At 39.8% G+C, this 17759-nt stretch carries 14 protein-coding genes and 1 riboswitch; of the genes, 2 read left to right on the forward strand and 12 right to left on the reverse strand.

Going from position 1 to position 17759, the window contains the following annotated elements; genetic code table 11:
- Positions 1-470: 470 nt before the first annotated feature.
- The 5 genes from guaA to BK581_RS08905 all read right to left on the reverse strand — a co-directional run bounded on the left by guaA (position 471) and on the right by BK581_RS08905 (position 8208).
- Positions 471-2009, reverse strand: a complete 1539-nt coding sequence (gene guaA / locus BK581_RS08885; protein ID WP_078577833.1) for a glutamine-hydrolyzing GMP synthase — start codon at positions 2007-2009, stop codon at positions 471-473.
- A gap of 198 nt (positions 2010-2207) precedes the next feature.
- Positions 2208-2310: riboswitch (purine riboswitch) on the reverse strand.
- A gap of 110 nt (positions 2311-2420) precedes the next feature.
- A complete protein-coding gene (locus BK581_RS08890) occupies positions 2421-4700 on the reverse strand; it encodes a transglutaminase TgpA family protein (protein ID WP_078577834.1) in 2280 nt (759 codons plus the stop codon).
- On the reverse strand, positions 4701-5927 hold the full coding sequence (locus BK581_RS08895) for a DUF58 domain-containing protein (protein ID WP_169837625.1): 1227 nt from the start codon (positions 5925-5927) through the stop codon (positions 4701-4703).
- Between the two features lie 38 nt (positions 5928-5965).
- Positions 5966-6940: an AAA family ATPase gene (locus tag BK581_RS08900; protein WP_245828980.1), complete on the reverse strand. Its 975-nt coding sequence runs from the start codon at positions 6938-6940 to the stop codon at positions 5966-5968.
- 635 nt (positions 6941-7575) lie between these two features.
- Complete coding sequence (locus tag BK581_RS08905; RefSeq protein ID WP_078577837.1) at positions 7576-8208, reverse strand: nitroreductase family protein; 633 nt, start codon at positions 8206-8208, stop codon at positions 7576-7578.
- A 257-nt stretch (positions 8209-8465) separates the two neighbouring features.
- On the opposite strand from BK581_RS08905, the gene BK581_RS08910 reads away from it, so the two are divergent.
- Positions 8466-9455 (forward strand): DUF4003 family protein, encoded by a 990-nt coding sequence (locus BK581_RS08910; RefSeq protein ID WP_169837626.1) that lies wholly within the window; start codon positions 8466-8468, stop codon positions 9453-9455.
- A 79-nt stretch (positions 9456-9534) separates the two neighbouring features.
- Here BK581_RS08910 and BK581_RS08915 read toward each other — a convergent pair whose 3' ends face one another.
- The gene (locus BK581_RS08915) at positions 9535-10596 is read right to left on the reverse strand and encodes an ATPase, T2SS/T4P/T4SS family (RefSeq protein WP_169837628.1); all 1062 of its coding nucleotides are present in this window, start codon (positions 10594-10596) and stop codon (positions 9535-9537) included.
- Between the two features lie 271 nt (positions 10597-10867).
- Here BK581_RS08915 and BK581_RS20565 point away from each other — a divergent pair, with 271 nt between their 5' ends.
- Complete coding sequence (locus tag BK581_RS20565) at positions 10868-11272, forward strand: DUF192 domain-containing protein (protein ID WP_169837630.1); 405 nt, start codon at positions 10868-10870, stop codon at positions 11270-11272.
- Between the two features lie 251 nt (positions 11273-11523).
- On the opposite strand, the gene BK581_RS08925 is transcribed toward BK581_RS20565, so the two are convergent.
- Genes BK581_RS08925 through BK581_RS08950 form a run of 6 tightly spaced genes read right to left on the reverse strand, consistent with a single transcriptional unit; the run spans position 11524 to position 17578 of the window.
- Positions 11524-12384, reverse strand: coding sequence for an ATP-binding cassette domain-containing protein (locus BK581_RS08925; RefSeq protein WP_078577841.1), 861 nt, complete (start codon positions 12382-12384; stop codon positions 11524-11526).
- 8 nt (positions 12385-12392) lie between these two features.
- Positions 12393-13226: a hypothetical protein gene (locus BK581_RS08930; RefSeq protein WP_078577842.1), complete on the reverse strand. Its 834-nt coding sequence runs from the start codon at positions 13224-13226 to the stop codon at positions 12393-12395.
- The gene (locus tag BK581_RS08935; protein ID WP_078577843.1) at positions 13207-13776 is read right to left on the reverse strand and encodes an RNA polymerase sigma factor; all 570 of its coding nucleotides are present in this window, start codon (positions 13774-13776) and stop codon (positions 13207-13209) included. Before BK581_RS08935 ends, BK581_RS08930 begins: the two co-directional genes overlap by 20 nt.
- A 29-nt stretch (positions 13777-13805) precedes the next feature.
- The gene (locus BK581_RS08940) at positions 13806-14510 is read right to left on the reverse strand and encodes a hypothetical protein (protein WP_078577844.1); all 705 of its coding nucleotides are present in this window, start codon (positions 14508-14510) and stop codon (positions 13806-13808) included.
- Complete coding sequence (locus tag BK581_RS08945; RefSeq protein WP_078577845.1) at positions 14500-16716, reverse strand: ABC transporter permease; 2217 nt, start codon at positions 16714-16716, stop codon at positions 14500-14502. Before BK581_RS08945 ends, BK581_RS08940 begins: the two co-directional genes overlap by 11 nt.
- Positions 16709-17578, reverse strand: a complete 870-nt coding sequence (locus tag BK581_RS08950; RefSeq protein ID WP_078577846.1) for an ABC transporter ATP-binding protein — start codon at positions 17576-17578, stop codon at positions 16709-16711. Before BK581_RS08950 ends, BK581_RS08945 begins: the two co-directional genes overlap by 8 nt.
- Positions 17579-17759: the final 181 nt, after the last annotated feature.

Below are 17759 nucleotides of genomic sequence, written 5' to 3' on the forward strand. Positions count from 1 at the left end.
CTATCCTTAGTAGAAAAGGAGACGTCATCTCCCATATAGTATTTAGAAGTGCAATGGGGTTGATTCCTGCTTCTCGGATCATAAACGCCGCTATTGCCGGTTGGGGGATCAGGTTAATAATCCGATATGGGACATAGACGGAAAAAATCCTCTAAAATAGTCATTAGCCATGACACTAGCTTAAATAGACGGAGAGATTCCGCTAATGACCCGTAAAATCTGAGAAATGGGGCGTTTTGCTTTACATAATCGGAAAAATTCCTCTTATATTCCCCAAAATGAACTCTCTCCTGCATCTAACCGAAAAATATCCGCTTATTTTACTTTCACTAATGACGCTATTAAACCAACCAAGGTAAACAGGTAAATTGGTTTATAAAATTAAATCGAGGTATTTTTCAAATTATTAACCTCCAGAATAATAAAAAGCTTAGAACCCTTCAAAAATAAGGATTCCAAGCTCTTTTCTCTTATTCCCACTCAATCGTGCTAGGGGGCTTAGATGTTATGTCATACACGACGCGGTTGACGTCTTTCACTTCGTTTACAATTCGCGTTGAGATGATTTCGAGGACATCGTATGGGATTCTTGCCCAATCGGATGTCATACCATCGATGGATGTGACTGCTCGGATGCCTACCGTATAATCATACGTTCTTGCGTCACCCATGACGCCCACACTTCGCATGTCAGGAAGGGCCGTGAAGTATTGCCAAATCTCGCGGTCAAGGCCGGCTTTTTTAATTTCTTCACGTAAAATCGCGTCTGATTCACGGACAATTTCAAGCTTATCTTCCGTAATCTCACCAAGAACACGGATGCCGAGCCCTGGTCCTGGGAATGGTTGACGCCATACAATTTCCTCTGGTAGTCCTAACTCAGTTCCTACTTCACGCACTTCATCTTTAAACAAAGTGTTTAACGGCTCGATCAAGTCAAGTTTCATGTTTTCTGGTAATCCACCAACATTATGGTGAGATTTAATCGTTTGTGCCGTATCCGTTCCACTCTCAATAATATCTGTGTAAAGCGTGCCCTGTGCGAGAAAATCAACGTCAGTCAGTTTAGCAGATTCTTCTTCAAACACATAGATAAACTCGTTGCCGATAATTTTTCTCTTTTGCTCAGGGTCTTTGACACCAGCTAATTTTGATAGGAATCTCTCTTGCGCATCAATTTTAATCACATTCATATCGAAGCCTTCGCCAAAAGTCTCCATAACACTGTCAGCTTCATTTTTCCTTAGAAGACCATGGTCGATAAACATACAGATTAACTGGTCACCAATCGCCTTGTGAATTAAGGCGGCTACAACAGAGGAATCGACACCCCCACTTAATGCGCAGAGAACTTTACGCTCGCCAACAGCCTCACGTACTTTTTCCACTTCCATCTCAATGAAGTTCTCCATTGACCAGTTTCCTTCACATTGACAAATGTCGTAGACAAAGTTTTTCAGCATCTCATTGCCATGCTCCGTGTTTCGCACTTCTGGATGGAATTGAACACCATATAGCCCGCGGCTTTCGTCACTCATGGCTGCCACTGGGCATGACACGTTTGTGGCATCAACACGGAATCCTGCTGGTGGTGCTTTAACAAGGTCACCATGGCTCATCCACACGGATTGTTCGTCTGGAAGCTGTCCAAACAACTTAGACTTGTTTTCAATGTGAATGTTAGCTTTTCCATACTCACGGTGATTAGCCGCTTCTACAGATCCTTTAAAATGATGGGTCATTAATTGCATACCGTAGCAAATCCCTAAGACAGGAATACCTAGATCAAAGATCGCTTCATCGCATCGCGGTGCACCATCTGCATAAACACTTCCTGGTCCACCAGAAAAAATAATACCCTTTGGATTCATCGCTTTCACTTCATCCGCTGTTAGTTTATGAGAGACCAACTCACTGAAAACGCCTAAATCTCTTATACGTCTAGCAATTAATTGATTGTATTGTCCACCAAAATCCAATACGATGACTTTTTCTTTAATTTCCTTCATCCCTTTTTCCACCTCTTCATTTTTATCAAAAACCTTGTCCAACTTTTGTTTACGACTTCATACGTTCTGTCATACCACCGACTTAACCTTCATGGCATGTTATAGTAACACATTCGTTTAAAGCCGTCTTTGACATATAAAAAAAGCTGAAATGTGTGCCTTCGTAAAAAAATACGAAGGCAGAATTTCCAGCTTAAAACTAAGAAATGTCCGCCTTCATAGTCAGGCCGTTAACGGCAGCCCGGTAGAGACTCTTGAGCCTTATTCTCAAGGATATATGAGGCAATAACCATGTATAAACCAAACATTCACTAATCGGCACTACTATTAAATGTTTGGGTATGTTTGTAAATCCGGCACTTCTGTCAGTAAGTAAATACTGATCTATTTTAACAATAGGATGAAACGGGGTCAAGAGGAGATCGCTTTAACAACCTCTTCCCATTCCGTTTGAAGCGCTACCCATGTTCCTTCCGCCTTATAGCCACCGTAATAAATTTTTTCATAGGCTTCGGTTAGCTTCGTCATAGACTGAGAACCAATTAGCCTGTCCACTCTTACAGCATATTCACGTAATGTTTCCCCAGCTTCTTGTGGGACACCTTCATTCGCTAACATCGTTAACAATCGTGTATATGCCTCGTCAAACTTAACATGCTTTCCTCTCACACGATAAGCGAAAAGGAAATACCAATTTTGCAGTTGTGTCTGTTTCCGATACACACCAGCTACAGCCAAAAGTAAGATCAGTGAGATGATGATTGATTTTGGTGACAACAGATCACGTAAGATGCCATCGTTATCGCGAGCATTTTCAGAAGCGGTTGGACCTTCTTCCGCTCCTTCTTCCAATTCAGGCGTCACATTTTCTTGATCATCTTCTCGATCACTCTCATCGTTCTCGTCTCTTCCATTTTCTAAGTTCAGTTCAAAATCGCGGTCAAGTTCTGATTGCTCTTCCTCAAAATCAGCATAATTATCGAAGCCTTGCGTCGGTTCAAATGGTACCCAGCCAACTTCAGGGAAATAAACTTCAACCCATGAATGAGCATTTCCGTTCGTCACTTCGTATAGGTAGGTGTCTTCATCTACTACACTTACCTGCTCTCCGGCAGTAAATCCCTTTACCCAGCGTGTAGGGATATCCAATGTTCTTAATAAAACGGCCATCGACGTTGAATAATTATCGCAATAGCCTCGTTGGGTTTCAAATAAAAATTGATCCACATAATCTTGACCATCTTCAGGAATAGGCACGTCTTCTGTTTGATACGTAAATCCACTCTGAGAAAAATACTGTTCAATAGCAACGACTTTGTCATATCGGGTATCTTCCTCTGCCGTTATATCCTCTGCCAGTTGGCCCACACGCTCAGGCAACTCATCTGGAAGCTGCAAATAACGTTGTTGTATCTCTTCAGGATCATTCTCCGAAACATCTCGTAAAGTGTCAATAGTAAAAGTCGGTGCGTCATAAGCAAGGTCATATTGGGTAAATATGATGTCATCATACACGGAACTTTCTGCTCTAATCCGTCCACCAACCGTATCTACCGAAAAGCTGATGTCATTCACACTCGCTTCACTACCATCTCCTGTGATAGACAAACTGTTTTCATCCACGTGATGAAGTTGACCGGGATAAAAAATATGAGAAAATCCTGTTCCCTCTTCCATTCGTACAGACGCTTCTTTACTTTCTATGAGTGTGCGAGCTTCATACATGCCATAAGGGGTACTGCTCTCCAAATCCATGTCGTTATACGCTGTGTCTGCTGTCCATCCATGTCCCGTATAGTCATATTTTGATTCTCCACGCCAATATACAGGCTCATCTATTTCAGCCGTAAAAACGACCGAATCATCTTGTACAAAGCCACCACCAAGCTGTTCATCATTTTCTCCATATCCTACCCGTCTATTCCCTGTGTTACCATGACGTTCTCCAGTAACAAATTCTCGCATAGTCGGGACTGGGTCTCCCCATTGTGGTTCTGGCTTAGGAGCGACTAAACCAATCACTGTGGCAACCGAGATCATCACTACAAGTGTCATCACCCAAACCGGTGATAAATAACGGCCTGATCGCTTGCCTGTCTTTTGTTCTTCTTCCTTCACTTTCAAAAGCTGCAAAAAGGTTAACATAAAGAATCCTAGAACGACAATGCGCACGATAGCAGCAGAGGCATCAACATCTGTAAACGTGTCTAATACCGCGATATAAATAACGGTCGTCACTAAAAAGAAAAAGATTCGCCTTGCATGAAAGATCCAGAAGTACAATAAATAGCAAATTAATGCTAGTAGAAAAAATAGCAAAAAGGTTCTGAACGGATCTGTTAAGAACGCAAAGTCCCTAGAAATAATGAGCCCAACATTATACGTAACATCTTCAAAAAATAATTTGGCCGTGCTAAGACCGCCCTCCACACTAAAAAAGACACCTTCATAATAAATGATATGAAGTCCATAAAGCATGACAATAAAAAGGACAGGTACAATGATCCAATAGGGGACTCTCAAGTAAATAAGAGCAGCGCTTAAAAAGGTGAACCATACAAATATATGAATCTCCCCTGTATTCGTTATCGTCGGGATAGGCCTTAACCATTCCCACATAACTAAAAGGGTTAGAATATAAATGACTAAATGGGTTGCTGTTGCTATCGGGTTTTGAGTTATTCTTGCCATTTAAACCCCCTCAAATGTTGCCATACGCTCTTTAAACTTTTCTTCTGAAAGGACCATCACGTCGGCTCCAGATTGCTTTATTTCTTTGATGATCCCCTCGTCTTTCAACGCTCTTTTTTCTCTATTGACTAAGAAAGCAACGCTGACTTGAATCCGGCGTGAAGTTAATAGCTTCACTCTATCTAATAGACTCTTTGTCAGTTCAGTTGACACCATAATAATAGATGCACCGGATGGGATATGCTCGTCTCTATTGGCTGAATTAGCAGTTGACTCTTCATGTGTTTCATATGTTAGTTGTGCTAAGTGAGTCATGAGCTGATTCTTATGGTCATCGCTCGTATCAGAAGGATAAAAGCGACTTTGCTTCCCTAACGTCCACAAAGCAGACTGCACACCCTTTGTATGAGCAAACATGATAATAGAAGTGACAAATTCGATCCCTCTTTCATAAGCATCGATTGTGGCATAATCGGTATCGGGAATGACATTATTAAATATGACAACAAAATGTTGACCAATATAGTCTTCAAATTCTTTCGTCATAAGTTTATTCGTTCTGGCTGTGACTTTCCAATCTATACTCGTTAATTTATCCCCTGGCACGTATTCGCGTGCCCCTGAAATGGACGTCATATTGTCAATAAATTCTCGCGATGCTGCATGCGTTTCTGTTTCATGTTTCTCGTAAGCATGCCACTGAGCAATATCATAATAATTCGGGGAAACGAGAAGGTCTGATGGGGCTGCCAGAAAGACATGTTTATGAAACAACCCAAACATATCACTCGTTGAAAGGTGAATCCCAAAGAAGCGATAATCGCCACGTTTAACAGCGGGAATGGTATAGTGAATCTTTAACTCTTTTCTAAACAATGGATAAACAATCCGCTTTGAGCTGGTGTGTCCCATTTGCTTTTTAAGCTTACCTTCCATCGTATCTTCCACCCCTAAATATAGAAATGGAAAAGGCCACTTTCTCGTTACAGTCACCACCACAGAAACATCTTTTCCGGCTGTAATTACGTCATCTCCAAATTCTCTCGTAACGTGAAATCGCCCGAGGGGAATGATCACATATAAAAGGAGCAAGATGACAAGACTACTAATACTATAAAATAGAAACCAGCTGACAAACCCACCTTGAAACATCGCATAGCTGAAAAGAGAGCCACATACACCTGCAATAAGTAAGCCCTTTATAAACCTTGAGACAAGCCATCTCATTTTTCCAAAGACCTTGTGTTTATTTTTAAGAGACGCCTTCATCGTGCTATTTCTTTTCCGCCTGGCACGTGGACTTGATTGACGACTTCATAGATTATTCTTTCGTTCGTCATACTAGATAGCTTCGCTTCTGAGTTTAAAATCACGCGATGCTGTAACGCATATGGGGCTAAATATTTGATATCATCAGGAATGACAAACTCTCGATTCTGCATGTACGCAAAAGCTTGTCCAGCTTTCATTAAGGCAATCGATGCCCGAGGACTTGCTCCTAAATAAACAGAACCGTGCTCACGCGTAGCATTCACGATAGCGATAATGTATTGTTTAACCGTGTTGTTCACAACGACTTTCTTAGTTTCATGTTTCATAGTTAAAACATCTTCAAGGCTCAATACAGGCTGAATGTCCGAAATGGGATGATGACTTTCAACGCGCGTTAATACTTCTAACTCCTCTTCCTTCGATGGATAGCCTATTTTAAATTTGAACAAAAATCTATCTAGTTGTGCTTCCGGAAGAGGGTACGTGCCTCCGTATTCAATAGGGTTTTGTGTCGCCATTACCATAAATGGTTGTTGAAGCTCTCGCGTTTCACCATCTGTTGTCACACTGCCTTCTTCTAGTGCTTCCAGCAATGCGGCCTGTGTCTTTGGCGATGTTCGGTTTATTTCATCAGCTAGCACGATATTAGACATGACTGGTCCTGGACGGAAGTGAAATTCCATCGTTTTTTGGCTAAAGACTGAGACACCAGTAACATCAGATGGCAGTAAATCAGGTGTGAATTGAATTCGCTTATAATCAGCGCCAACTGATTTAGCTAAAGCTCGTACCATCATTGTTTTCCCTACACCAGGGACATCTTCAAGTAGCACGTGTCCGCCACTTAGTAATGCCACTAGGCTTAATTCAATTTCTCGGCTTTTACCTACGACCACTTTTTCAATATTTTCTATTAATCTATAAACAGTCGGATGCTTGACAATGGTAGCTTCCGTACGTTGTCTCAATGAGTTAACCCCCTTGATAAATTGTGAAAGATTCATCCGTATGAATCTACAGTTCTATCATATCATGGACACTTATCTTTTAGAAAATAACTATGTGTTAAATATCAGTTACTTTTCGGCGTCCATCATGACAGTCTATGAATCCTAAATGGCATTAATTTATAATTCGAATTTATCAGTGGAAAATACCTTCCACTTCACGCAGCGGTGAAAAAATCAGAGACCTCAAGGTTGTTTGGAGACGATGTGGACCGTTGATACATACTCTTGAGGAAGGCGAGTAGATGTCTACCCACTAATACTTTTTCTGCTAGTTTTCCCTTGAAGAGATATTTTTATTCTAAACACGAGCGATACCACTATTAAACATCCAAAACTCTTTTTCATTTTATCACAGACAAACGTTCATAAACTTCTCCCTCAAAAGGGAGAGACGAGTAACTCTAATTAAAGGACGCTAATGTCAGGTTGACTCAACGAACAATCAGTGAGAGAAGAACGAAAACTCTCACTGGTTGAAGATTCGTTTTATTCGTATGACTTCAGTCATCAAAGCACTCTTTTTATAAAGCAAAACGGAGCTCTCCCATAAGATAATCACATCTTATGAGGGAGCCCCGCTCTATTTTAACACGTTAAAAAGTATTTTTTATGACCACGTCTTCTAAAGGAAATCTTTCAGATGGTCTAGCTGGTTCAGCTGCTTTTCCAACCGTTACTAACATAACAGGTACGTAACGTTCTGGTACATTAAATTCTTCCACGAAGCGACTTCGTTGGAACCCACCCATAGGACACGTGTCATAGCCTTTTGCTTTAGCGGCTAGCATGAGCTGCATCGCTGCCAATGACGCATTTAATACTGCTTCATCTCGTGGAAATGGTGTATCCCCTTCGTAGGCACTGTGAATTTGACCAACAAGCGTATTTTTTATATCTTCGGCCATAAGCCCTTTATTTACGGCATTTTCATAAATGACTTCAGCATTTTCATTAGCTTTTAAGTCACCGAGAATCGCAACCGTAAAAGAACTTTCCACGATTTGCTTTTGGTTATAGGTGATAGGTAATAATTGCTCTTTTTTAGCTTGGTCATCGATCACAACGAACTTCCAGTGTTGTAAATTCCATGATGATGGGGCTTCAATCGCTGCCTCTAGCATTTCCGTCACATCTTGTTCCGGAATAACAAAACCCTTTTCATATTTCTTCACCGAATGGCGTTCTTGGATCGTTTGAAATAGTCCCATATCCTGTGAGGTACTCATGTGATAGTCACTCCTTTTTCATTTTATACCATATGAATTATAACAACCTGATAAATGAATCTCAATTAAACTGCTTATTACCACCATTGTTCAAAACTTCTCATCTCAGTAAAGATATACATCTTTCTTAAGCCATCATGAGATAGCGCTGCTTAGAATGAGGTTGCAACGAATTGAAACTTTTTACCTTTCTTTTTCGTAAGTCAAGTATTGAAGTGGGTGATAACCCTAAAATCATGTTAAAGGAGATGTTTGTCATGAGCTCGTCGGAGGTGAACGAAACACTCGACTTATATGAAGAGATTTATAGCCAGCTACATAGGAATTTCCGTTGGCAGGACAAAAAATTATTCATGATGGTTGCAGGTTCATACGCTGCTAGTGATAAAAGATTTGATTTGAATAGATATGAACAACTAACAAACGTTATAAAAAAAGAAGCCAGTTTATTTTCTCCAATGAGGTCCTATCCTCGTTTTACGATTGCTTCTCTCTTAGATCAACGATTTGAGGAACCACATATTCAGTATAAAAAATTAGTTCAGATTTATGAGGCGTTTGTAAAGGGAGGATTCAAAAGGGGGACATTCACGTATCTTTCTGCACTCATTGTCCTAACTGATACAGATTCGAGTAACACTCCTGAAGCTATCATTGAGAGAGCCTTGTACATTTATAAAGCGATGAAAGTAAATCACCCGTTTATTACATCTGATAATGATTACCCACTCGCCGTTCTTTTAGCTGAATTGAACGAAGATACCGAGACACTTATGAACAGGGTTGAAGATTATTACTTGAAACTTCATCAACAAGGTTTTCGCAAAGGGAACGATTTACAATTTATGAGTCACATTTTGTCGTTAGATCAAACAGCAGCTTCTAATACACATATAACTAATTCATTAACGATCTTAGATAGATTAGAAAAGTTAGGCTTTAAAATTAAACCTATGCACTATCCTGAGCTATCTTTATTAACTATAATAAATGCATCCCAGGTTGATCTTGAGCTTGTTCACTCTCTCAGTGAAACACTTAATCGTAAAAAAACATTTAAATGGCACAAAGATATTAATGGTTTATTAGCTGTTAACTTTGTTGCCAGACAGAAAGTCACCGAAAACACCCTTCCTCAAACAGGTTTTTATACGACGATGGAAACGATTATTCAGGCACAACAAACAGCCATGATGGCTGCTATGATAAGTAGTGCTGCCGTCGTTTCTTCCAGCACTAACAATTGAGACACTAACACGACCCTCATATGGAGCCACGTATGTTGGCATTAAAACGAAAAAGAAGGCGGAAAACCCGCCTTCAAAGTTATGTTAGTTTGAATAAATCTTGCAACGCTATCTTGGTCCCTTGAAGGTCTGCAACCTTAGCTACTCGTGAAACGACTGTTTTCCCGCTATCCAGCTGAGTAACATGCACAATGAGATCAATTGACTTCGTTATTTCTTTTCTTATGAGCTGCATGGACCAACCGGAATATAACCATGCAGCTGCAGCTTCGAGCTTCTCTAAAGACTCTTCAGGTGAAGTCGATTCAACAGTCCCTAAAAAACTTACAGCATGGTTTTTACTCTGGCAAAGCATTTCAAAAATATCTGCCGGCCTGCCTCCGTCAACAATTAATCGGTTCGGTACCATCTTAAAAGCTGCCTCTAACACTTTTGCATTAAAAGGGCTGCCAAGTGACATGACCCGGGACTGTCTTAAAGAAAGTTCTGCATCTTCTTCGATCGTCACAATTTCTTCCTCATCAGGAATCGATGTTGCTAAGGCGTTCAATAACATCGTTTTGCCTGTTCTTTTTTCACCAGTAATAAGGAGTGACTTGCCACAAGAAATAGCTGATTGAAGATAGTGTAATGAGCCTTCATTAATCATACCCTCATCAAGTAAATCATCGCCTGTCGCTTGCCTTTGTTTATTTTTTCGTATACGTAGCACTGGACCTTTAAAACTAAAGGGCGGCAGAATGGCAATGGCTCTATTGCCGTCTGGTAAATGCCATTCCATAACAGGCGATTCTTTATCTCTTTCTTTGCCTGATAACATGGCCAGATTTTCAATATAAGCGACTACTTCTTTATCATTGTTAAATGATAACTGACTTCTAACAGGTCGTTCACCTTTCATATAATAGATCTGTTCTGAGCCGAAAATTGTAATGTCAGTCACTTCTTCTTTGTTTAATAGGGGTGCTAAGATACCATAAAATGAGTCATCTGCATCTGTGGGCAATTTACTTTCTTGCCTATCCGCTAAGTAAGCGTCATTTACTTGTAAAGTCATCAATTTTCTTTCAGTTTTCAGCGGCCTGAGAGGAATTAATTTAGGTCGTCTCGTTACAACTGCATTTCTTTTTCTTAAAGCCATCGTCGCACCCCTTTTCAAATTGTTAACACCCGTCATTTGTTCTTAAAATAGAACATTCTCTTTCACTTAGTATAGTTCTTTATAAAGAACTTGTAAAGACCTAATTTTGGTATTAAATTTATTTCTTATCTAGTTATTATGTTGTTTTTTACGTTTTTGTTCTTTAAAATGAACTTATGTTGTTATTAATCACCTTGTGAGGTCTGTTTATAATATTCCTTATTAAGAACAAAAACGACAATCGAGATAAAGAGTGAAGGAGAAAAGCGTCGTGAAAAAGCCTGTTTTTAACTATCACACCTTTTATACGTCCTCTCTGATCGTCATTAAAGCGACTACTTATAGAACAAGATATCAGGCGTGGCGATTCAAGAGACGCATAAGACGAAATCAAGCGATTTGGCTTATTCCTTGTCAATCTATACACACCTTTTTTATGTTTTTCTCTATTGATGTGGTGTTTTTAGATAAGGAACATAGAATTATATGTTGCATAAAAAGATTGAAGCCTTATTCTCATACCCCTCCCATTCTACTTTCTCATTCAGCAGTGATTTTTCCTAAAAATACAATCAATTTACGTGGTTTCAAAGAAGGAGATATCTTAAATTTGTCTCAACGGTGCTGCTACTTATCATCGTGTCGCTTTACTACAACAGATCGTGGCATAAAATAAAAGTGGGCGTTTTACGGACGGTTTCTGTTATAAAGCTAAACTTCAATCAGTGGGGGTTTTCCTTCATCCCCACTGATTGTTAGTTTAACTTATCGGACCTTTAGGGGCAGTTTATCCCCCACCTTAACTTTTCGATCTTCTTAAGTTTTGCGGTGGGGTTTTACTGCCCCTTAAGTGTGGGATAAATTGTAATAGGGCTCATCACATAAGGTTGATCCTTATGTGATGAGCCCTGCAACTGATTAAAACAGTTAATGATTGTTTGACATCATGTGATCTTTATATCGCAGTCTTAAAAAATAGGCATCCTCTAATGTAAGAGGACAACGTTTAAAATGCTGATTAGGAGGTGTGTCCGCTATTATTCTAATATATCTCTGGTTAATAGATAAAATATCCTCTCCTGATAAAGCATACTTTTCTTTGTCTGTAGCAGGTCCTTGCCACACAGCCCCCTCAGTCACATACTTCCATTGTGTGACGCTTCCATAAAATACAGGACGCCCGTTATCAATCCATAACACATAATCACATACCCTCTCCCATTCGTTCAAGTCGTGGGAAATAACGACGGCTTGCCGTTGTTCTGTGTAATGTGAGCCTATCCAATTTACCAGAGACTTTTTCTCTCTCGTGTCAAGACCATTTAGCGGTTCGTCAAGAAATAAAAAGTAGGGCATGCCTAACATGGCCTGCCCTAACGCCACCCGCTGTTTTCCTCCTTCTGATAAAAGGCCAATTTTTCTTTGACTATCCTCTTTGAGGTTAAGTACTTGCAATACCTCTTGACTCGCTCTATCAGGATGACGTAATGCTTTCATTCTTCCCATATAAGACATAAAGTTGCCGACCTTCATGTCTGGATATAATTCTATTTCAGTTGGCAAAAAACCAATTTCCCTGCGAACACGTGCTAAATAGTCACCTGACACACCAGCATATGTGATCTTTCCACTACCAGGCGTCATAGCAGTTGCTAATAGTTGCAAAAAAGTTGATTTTCCAGCGCCATTTCTTCCTACAATAAGTGTCATTCCTTTATTCAACACTAACTCGTCGATTCTCAAATGAAACTCTTTTCTCTTTTTTTCTAATCGTTGCACTTCAATCACGTTAGTCGTCAACTCCTATTGTACGCTCGCACATCCGTATTATCATATTGCTTTCCTTTTAAATAACTCCCTGCGAGCATCACTACGCCACACCCTAATATAATGAGCAGTGCACCGTAATAATTCATTTCAGATTCGCTTGTTGCCATACTGATCAACGAATGAAAATTGGTCATTAGCAGCATGAGACATGCGCTTCCTATAATCACGCCCTTAATCGACCCTAACCATGCCACAAAAACAACAAACGCTCCTGTAATAAAAACGAGTGGGGCGAGCCAGCTTAACATAAACGGAACAAACATAAGATGTTCTAATGTCAGCCATAAATAGATGGACCCTCCCAGGGCAAACATCAATTGTATGCTTAGCAAGACAAACAGTTTACTAAATAGTAATAATGTAGGAGGAAAAGGCGTTATCATCTCAACCATTCGCATTTCTTTATTCCATGTTTTAATTGTATAAAAAACCCCTGCTCCTACAAGTAACGGTAAAAATTGCGCTAAAGGATTTAACAAATAATCACTCAACCTATTCACAGGGTCTCTCATCATTAAGGTTAACATGGTAATAAACAGGAAGCTAATAAGCCACATGTACCAACGAGTCATTTTCGCTTGCATCCAAATGTGATGTGTTAACTTCAAGCGTTCTTGAGCATTTTCAAAGGGGACAACATTCAGATCTGGCAAGGCATCTTCCACACTTTGCAATCGTTGAATGAGAGATTCGGTTTCCTCATTTGAGGGCTTTTTTACTTGGTAAGCTTTAAATACCCCTTCCAACTCATTCTCCAGTTCTTCTAACTCCTTATCACATTCATAAGAATTGTTGTTCATGTTCACTTCCTCCTTTCTTTTGTTCAAAAGATTTTTTTAACTCCTTGAGTCCTTTATATAAATGCGTTTTAACTGTGTTGACAGGCAAATCCATGACATCAGCAATTTCTTTTAACTTTAAATCTTGATAAAACCTTAAAATAATTATATTTTTTCTTACATCTGATAGGTGATCTAATTGGGCAATGATATGCTTTCTCGTTTCTTGCTTTTCATATATCTCAACGACCGACGTATCCTGGGCTACTGCATCCGGCATTTCATCTCTACAATACTCTGATCGATAACCAGCACTGCGCCAGTGGTCACGGCATAAATTCAGTGCCACACGATAGACCCACGGCTTTATTTGGGAAGGAATATCCCCACTTTTCACTTGCCACATGAGCTTAATAAACGTTTCCTGTGTCATGTCCTCTGCTTTTGACACATCATTTAGCTTCCTTATTAAAAATCCGAGTAATGGTCCGTGGTACCGATGAACAAAAGCTTCAAAAGCACCAGCATTCCCCTCTTTATACGATAACAATAATTGATCATCTGATACCATCAGCCATCCTCCTTTCTCCACCCTACCATTTAATACACATCCTCACTTGCGACCCATTTAGCTCTTCTTTCAGCCCAAAGAATACTCACGACAACTAATACGACAGCAGCTACTAGTAAACTGACTCGATTCTCAATAAATGGGATCTCTTCAGGAATATAAATACTAAACAATGTCCACCGTCCTAAAAAACCACCATTTGTCAAGACTTCAAGCATCCACAATCCGAACCCTACACCAAGACCTCCATATACTTTTTTTGAAAAAACGAGACCTAGAACTGTCATTGCAGCGACGAAAATATATGAAGGGAAACTTTGAGAAAATAGCTCCAGCCAATTAAGTTTTGTATATATCATCTCATGGTTCGAGTAATCATAGGTCACCGTTTGTAGAAGGCCGAATTTAAGTTTATATATTTCAACCCAAAGAAGGTGCACACCTATCAATAAGACGATGAATTGTGTAAACTTACGAGCGATGACTTCCCACATTTTTAAAGGAAACGTGGCGAAAATCTCTGAGAAATAGCCACCGAATTCCCTTTGAAAAACAAGTACTGTCATTAACGTTACAAGGGGGATCATAAACAGTTCATTTAAATAAAATAAGTCTCTCGGATAATCCCCATCTGCAAACACAAACGAGGATAGAAACAAACCATAACATCCTAGCATAACAAACAACCATGTCCCCCACATGCCCTTTAAGTCTTCCTGCCATTTACTCAGCATCGACCATCACCTCCTCCCAAATCTCTTCCCATACATCATGAGATATTTCTGGGGAAGGGAGTCCCTGTTCAGAACGTGGCTCAATTTCTTTTTCGTAAAGATTATTAAGGAATCGTTTTACTTCGTCTATTCGTCCCTCTTTAAGAGCGTTCATTACTTTTCTTCCTTGTTCTTTTATATAGATTTCCTCTTGAACATATTCTTCCGGTATACTCTCGTCATAATCATCGTCATCACTCATCAAAAATTCATAAATACCTAGCATACTCAACTCTTCGACCAATTCCGCTTCAGTCATCTTATAATGGTCGAGAAGTAAAACCATATAAGCAAATTCAGGCACTAATCCTTCTAAACTTGACCACCCAAATCGCCAATTCATGTTGTAGTCACCATAAAAATGATGATGAATAATGCTTTGAGTTAAATCGCTCACATACCAGCCGTCTAGCTCTGGGTAATTGTTATAATAGCTGTTCATCGTATAGACATCATCATTAACCTCCACCCCATTATATAAGTATCCTCTCATATATTCTCCTGGCAGGAAGAAAACCATCTTTCCTATATGGGTTTCTGTCGGGAAATTCTCGTTCAAATAGCTATTAACAGTATCGAATTTGGCTAAAATTGGTTCATATCGTTTATCCATTGATGGGGGGCCTACCGCCTCCATTTCACCAACTCGCCCGTAGTTCGTGAGATTCCCGCCGTATAACGACACTTCTGTCCCGTTTTCTTTAGAGAAAACTTGTTGTCCTCTGTCAGTTTCCACCTCGGGAGCCGTCGCAAAAATAGTCTCTTGAAAACCGGTCAATGAAAGATGATAATCAGCCCGACCTCTGTGCCGAGATCCTTCAAAATCGTACTCCTCAGATGTTGTCACATTGTCCATCTTTATAAATAACGGTTGATCTCCAGCGAGGGGATACCAGGCAATTGCGGATGGTAAGAATATATTTTCTCCATCTAAAAAACTGAAATACTTTTCTCTACCGCTTCTATGTCCCCACATCGTCAGAGGGCCAGAATAACTAAATTGTAACGTGACCCTATCGCTATTAACCATGCCATTATCTAATGGAATAGTAATTAAACTTCCCTCTTGCTCATAGTCTAACTGATCGTTATCCCATGTGAGCGCATCTAAATTTAAGAGTGGATTTAACCTGAAATAAAGCGTTTCTTCGTCTGAAAACGAATCTGCATTAACTTCTACAAAAGCACTCGCTTCAATGGTATCATCAAGCCGACGATGCATATCGATTTGATAAGACAAAACGTCTATGAGCTGGTAATCTTGTTCCAACTCTTCCAGTTCATAAGCCTCTGACTTGGCAACACCTACTTGCGCTAAATGATCAGCCCACACGAATCCATAAGGCATGAAGGCGAGAAATGCTAAAAGAATAGACACACTGCTTGCCATCCGCCAGCCATTTTTTTGTCGTTTAGATACATGTCCCTTTAAGAGTGTGATCACACCTATTAGCAACATTATTGTAAAACCTAATACAAACAATCGCGAAAACCATATTTCTTTCCAAAGGAAATGAAGCCCCCACACTTCCGTTAACAAGAGTGAATCTAAAAAGAATTGATTTAAATGGAATGTTTTTAAGGGAAAAAGCCCCCCGCGACTAATTATAAATATATCCATAAAAAAGGTGCCGAACATCCATGTGCAAAAGCCGATTAAATAAATAATACGATGCGGTATAATAGCTGTTAAAAACATGGCTAAACTTAATGTCACGGCATAGGATAACTCATATTGAATGATATCGTTGAATAAGTAAAGTGCAAATTGATTAAATGTTTCTTCACGCTGAAACACTCCGACGCTTATATACACAACGGCCATAGCAACCGTAAAAGTTGATAAATACAGCATACCTGCTGTGTATTTTGCTATTATGGTTCCTGCGAGAGATTTCGGAAATGTCTTCATCCACTCAAAGGATGTCAGTTGTAAATCCCGTCTAACTAATAGAGTTCCTAAAAGAAAAGCAACACCGAGCGTCATCGTGTGAGCAAGCTTGTGAAAATCCTGTGTATGAGTCAGTAAGTCAAGCGGCCCATAATCACGAGGCATAGATAACAACCAAAACATCCAACCTGCAAATAAGACAGGCAATACTAAATAAAAAGGGTTTTTAAAAATTAATTTCAACTCTAGAGCTAACGTCGTCCACCACTTAAACATGCCCTTGCCCTCCGATTAGAGCCATATACCCATCTTCTAACGTTGGATTTGTTGGCGTGGCATATTCAGATGGCTTCTCTTCGCTTAAGATTTTGAAAAACAAATCGCTCCCAGCACGTCTTGTAGCAACGATTTGTTCCTCTTTAAACAAATGCTTTTCTCGTTCATGGACCGTCACTTCCCACATTTTCCCTTCTGCAAAATCGATAAGATCCGTTACATTTCCAGTCATCATGAGCTGACCTTTATTTAAGACAGCCAATTGATCGCAACTGCTTTCAATATCAGCTACGATATGTGTGGACAGAATAACAGCTCGTTCTGTACTAATATCTGAGAGAAGATTTCGAAATCGCACTCGCTCCTCTGGATCAAGACCTGCTGTTGGCTCATCCACGATAAGCACTTCCGGATTACCGATTAATGCTTGTGCGATACCGATGCGCTGTTTCATGCCGCCGGAATATGTTTTCAATTTTCTATCCGCTACATTTTCTAAATTAACGGCTTTCAAGAGGGAGCTTACTTCAGTCATTCTCTCCTGTTTATCGTTTATTCCTTTCATCACCGCTACATAGTTCAGAAACTCCCGCCCTTTCAGTTGAGGATAGATATTAAAATACTGCGGTAAGTAACCGATTTTCCCCCTAATAGCATGGGGATTTTCCTTTAAAGAAACACCATCGATCACGACGTTTCCAGATGTTAAGGGAAGTAACGTCGCAATCATGCGCATTAATGTTGTCTTCCCTGCACCATTAGGCCCGAGAAGACCAAATAGCCCCTTTTCAATCGTTAGTGATAGGTCATTTAACACCGTTGCTTTACGGTAACGTTTAGTTAGATTCTCAATTGTAATCATTCATCTTCCATCCTTTATAACGAAGTTCATGCCGGCATGTCTGTAACTAATAACGAGATAACTAACAAAAAAGTTTTAACTAACAAAGGGAGGGCTGAATTTTTTTGGATGGGTGGTGAATTTTACGACAGATCTGCTGAAAATTCCGAGTTGTTGCTTAACTTTCGTGAGTTATTGCTGA

Source organism: Salipaludibacillus agaradhaerens, from assembly GCF_002019735.1.
Classification (GTDB): Bacteria; Bacillota; Bacilli; order Bacillales; family Salisediminibacteriaceae; genus Salipaludibacillus; species Salipaludibacillus agaradhaerens.

Bases quoted from the DNA above. Each gene is read 5' to 3' on its own strand.
- guaA (WP_078577833.1), bottom strand. From the start codon at position 2,009: ATGAAGGAAATTAAAGAAAAAGTCATCGTATTGGATTTTGGTGGACAA.
- BK581_RS08890 (WP_078577834.1), bottom strand. From the start codon at position 4,700: ATGGCAAGAATAACTCAAAACCCGATAGCAACAGCAACCCATTTAGTC.
- BK581_RS08895 (WP_169837625.1), bottom strand. From the start codon at position 5,927: ATGAGATGGCTTGTCTCAAGGTTTATAAAGGGCTTACTTATTGCAGGT.
- BK581_RS08905 (WP_078577837.1), bottom strand. From the start codon at position 8,208: ATGAGTACCTCACAGGATATGGGACTATTTCAAACGATCCAAGAACGC.
- BK581_RS08910 (WP_169837626.1), top strand. From the start codon at position 8,466: ATGAGCTCGTCGGAGGTGAACGAAACACTCGACTTATATGAAGAGATT.
- BK581_RS08915 (WP_169837628.1), bottom strand. From the start codon at position 10,596: ATGGCTTTAAGAAAAAGAAATGCAGTTGTAACGAGACGACCTAAATTA.
- BK581_RS08930 (WP_078577842.1), bottom strand. From the start codon at position 13,226: ATGAACAACAATTCTTATGAATGTGATAAGGAGTTAGAAGAACTGGAG.
- BK581_RS08935 (WP_078577843.1), bottom strand. From the start codon at position 13,776: ATGGTATCAGATGATCAATTATTGTTATCGTATAAAGAGGGGAATGCT.
- BK581_RS08940 (WP_078577844.1), bottom strand. From the start codon at position 14,510: ATGCTGAGTAAATGGCAGGAAGACTTAAAGGGCATGTGGGGGACATGG.
- BK581_RS08945 (WP_078577845.1), bottom strand. From the start codon at position 16,716: ATGTTTAAGTGGTGGACGACGTTAGCTCTAGAGTTGAAATTAATTTTT.
- BK581_RS08950 (WP_078577846.1), bottom strand. From the start codon at position 17,578: ATGATTACAATTGAGAATCTAACTAAACGTTACCGTAAAGCAACGGTG.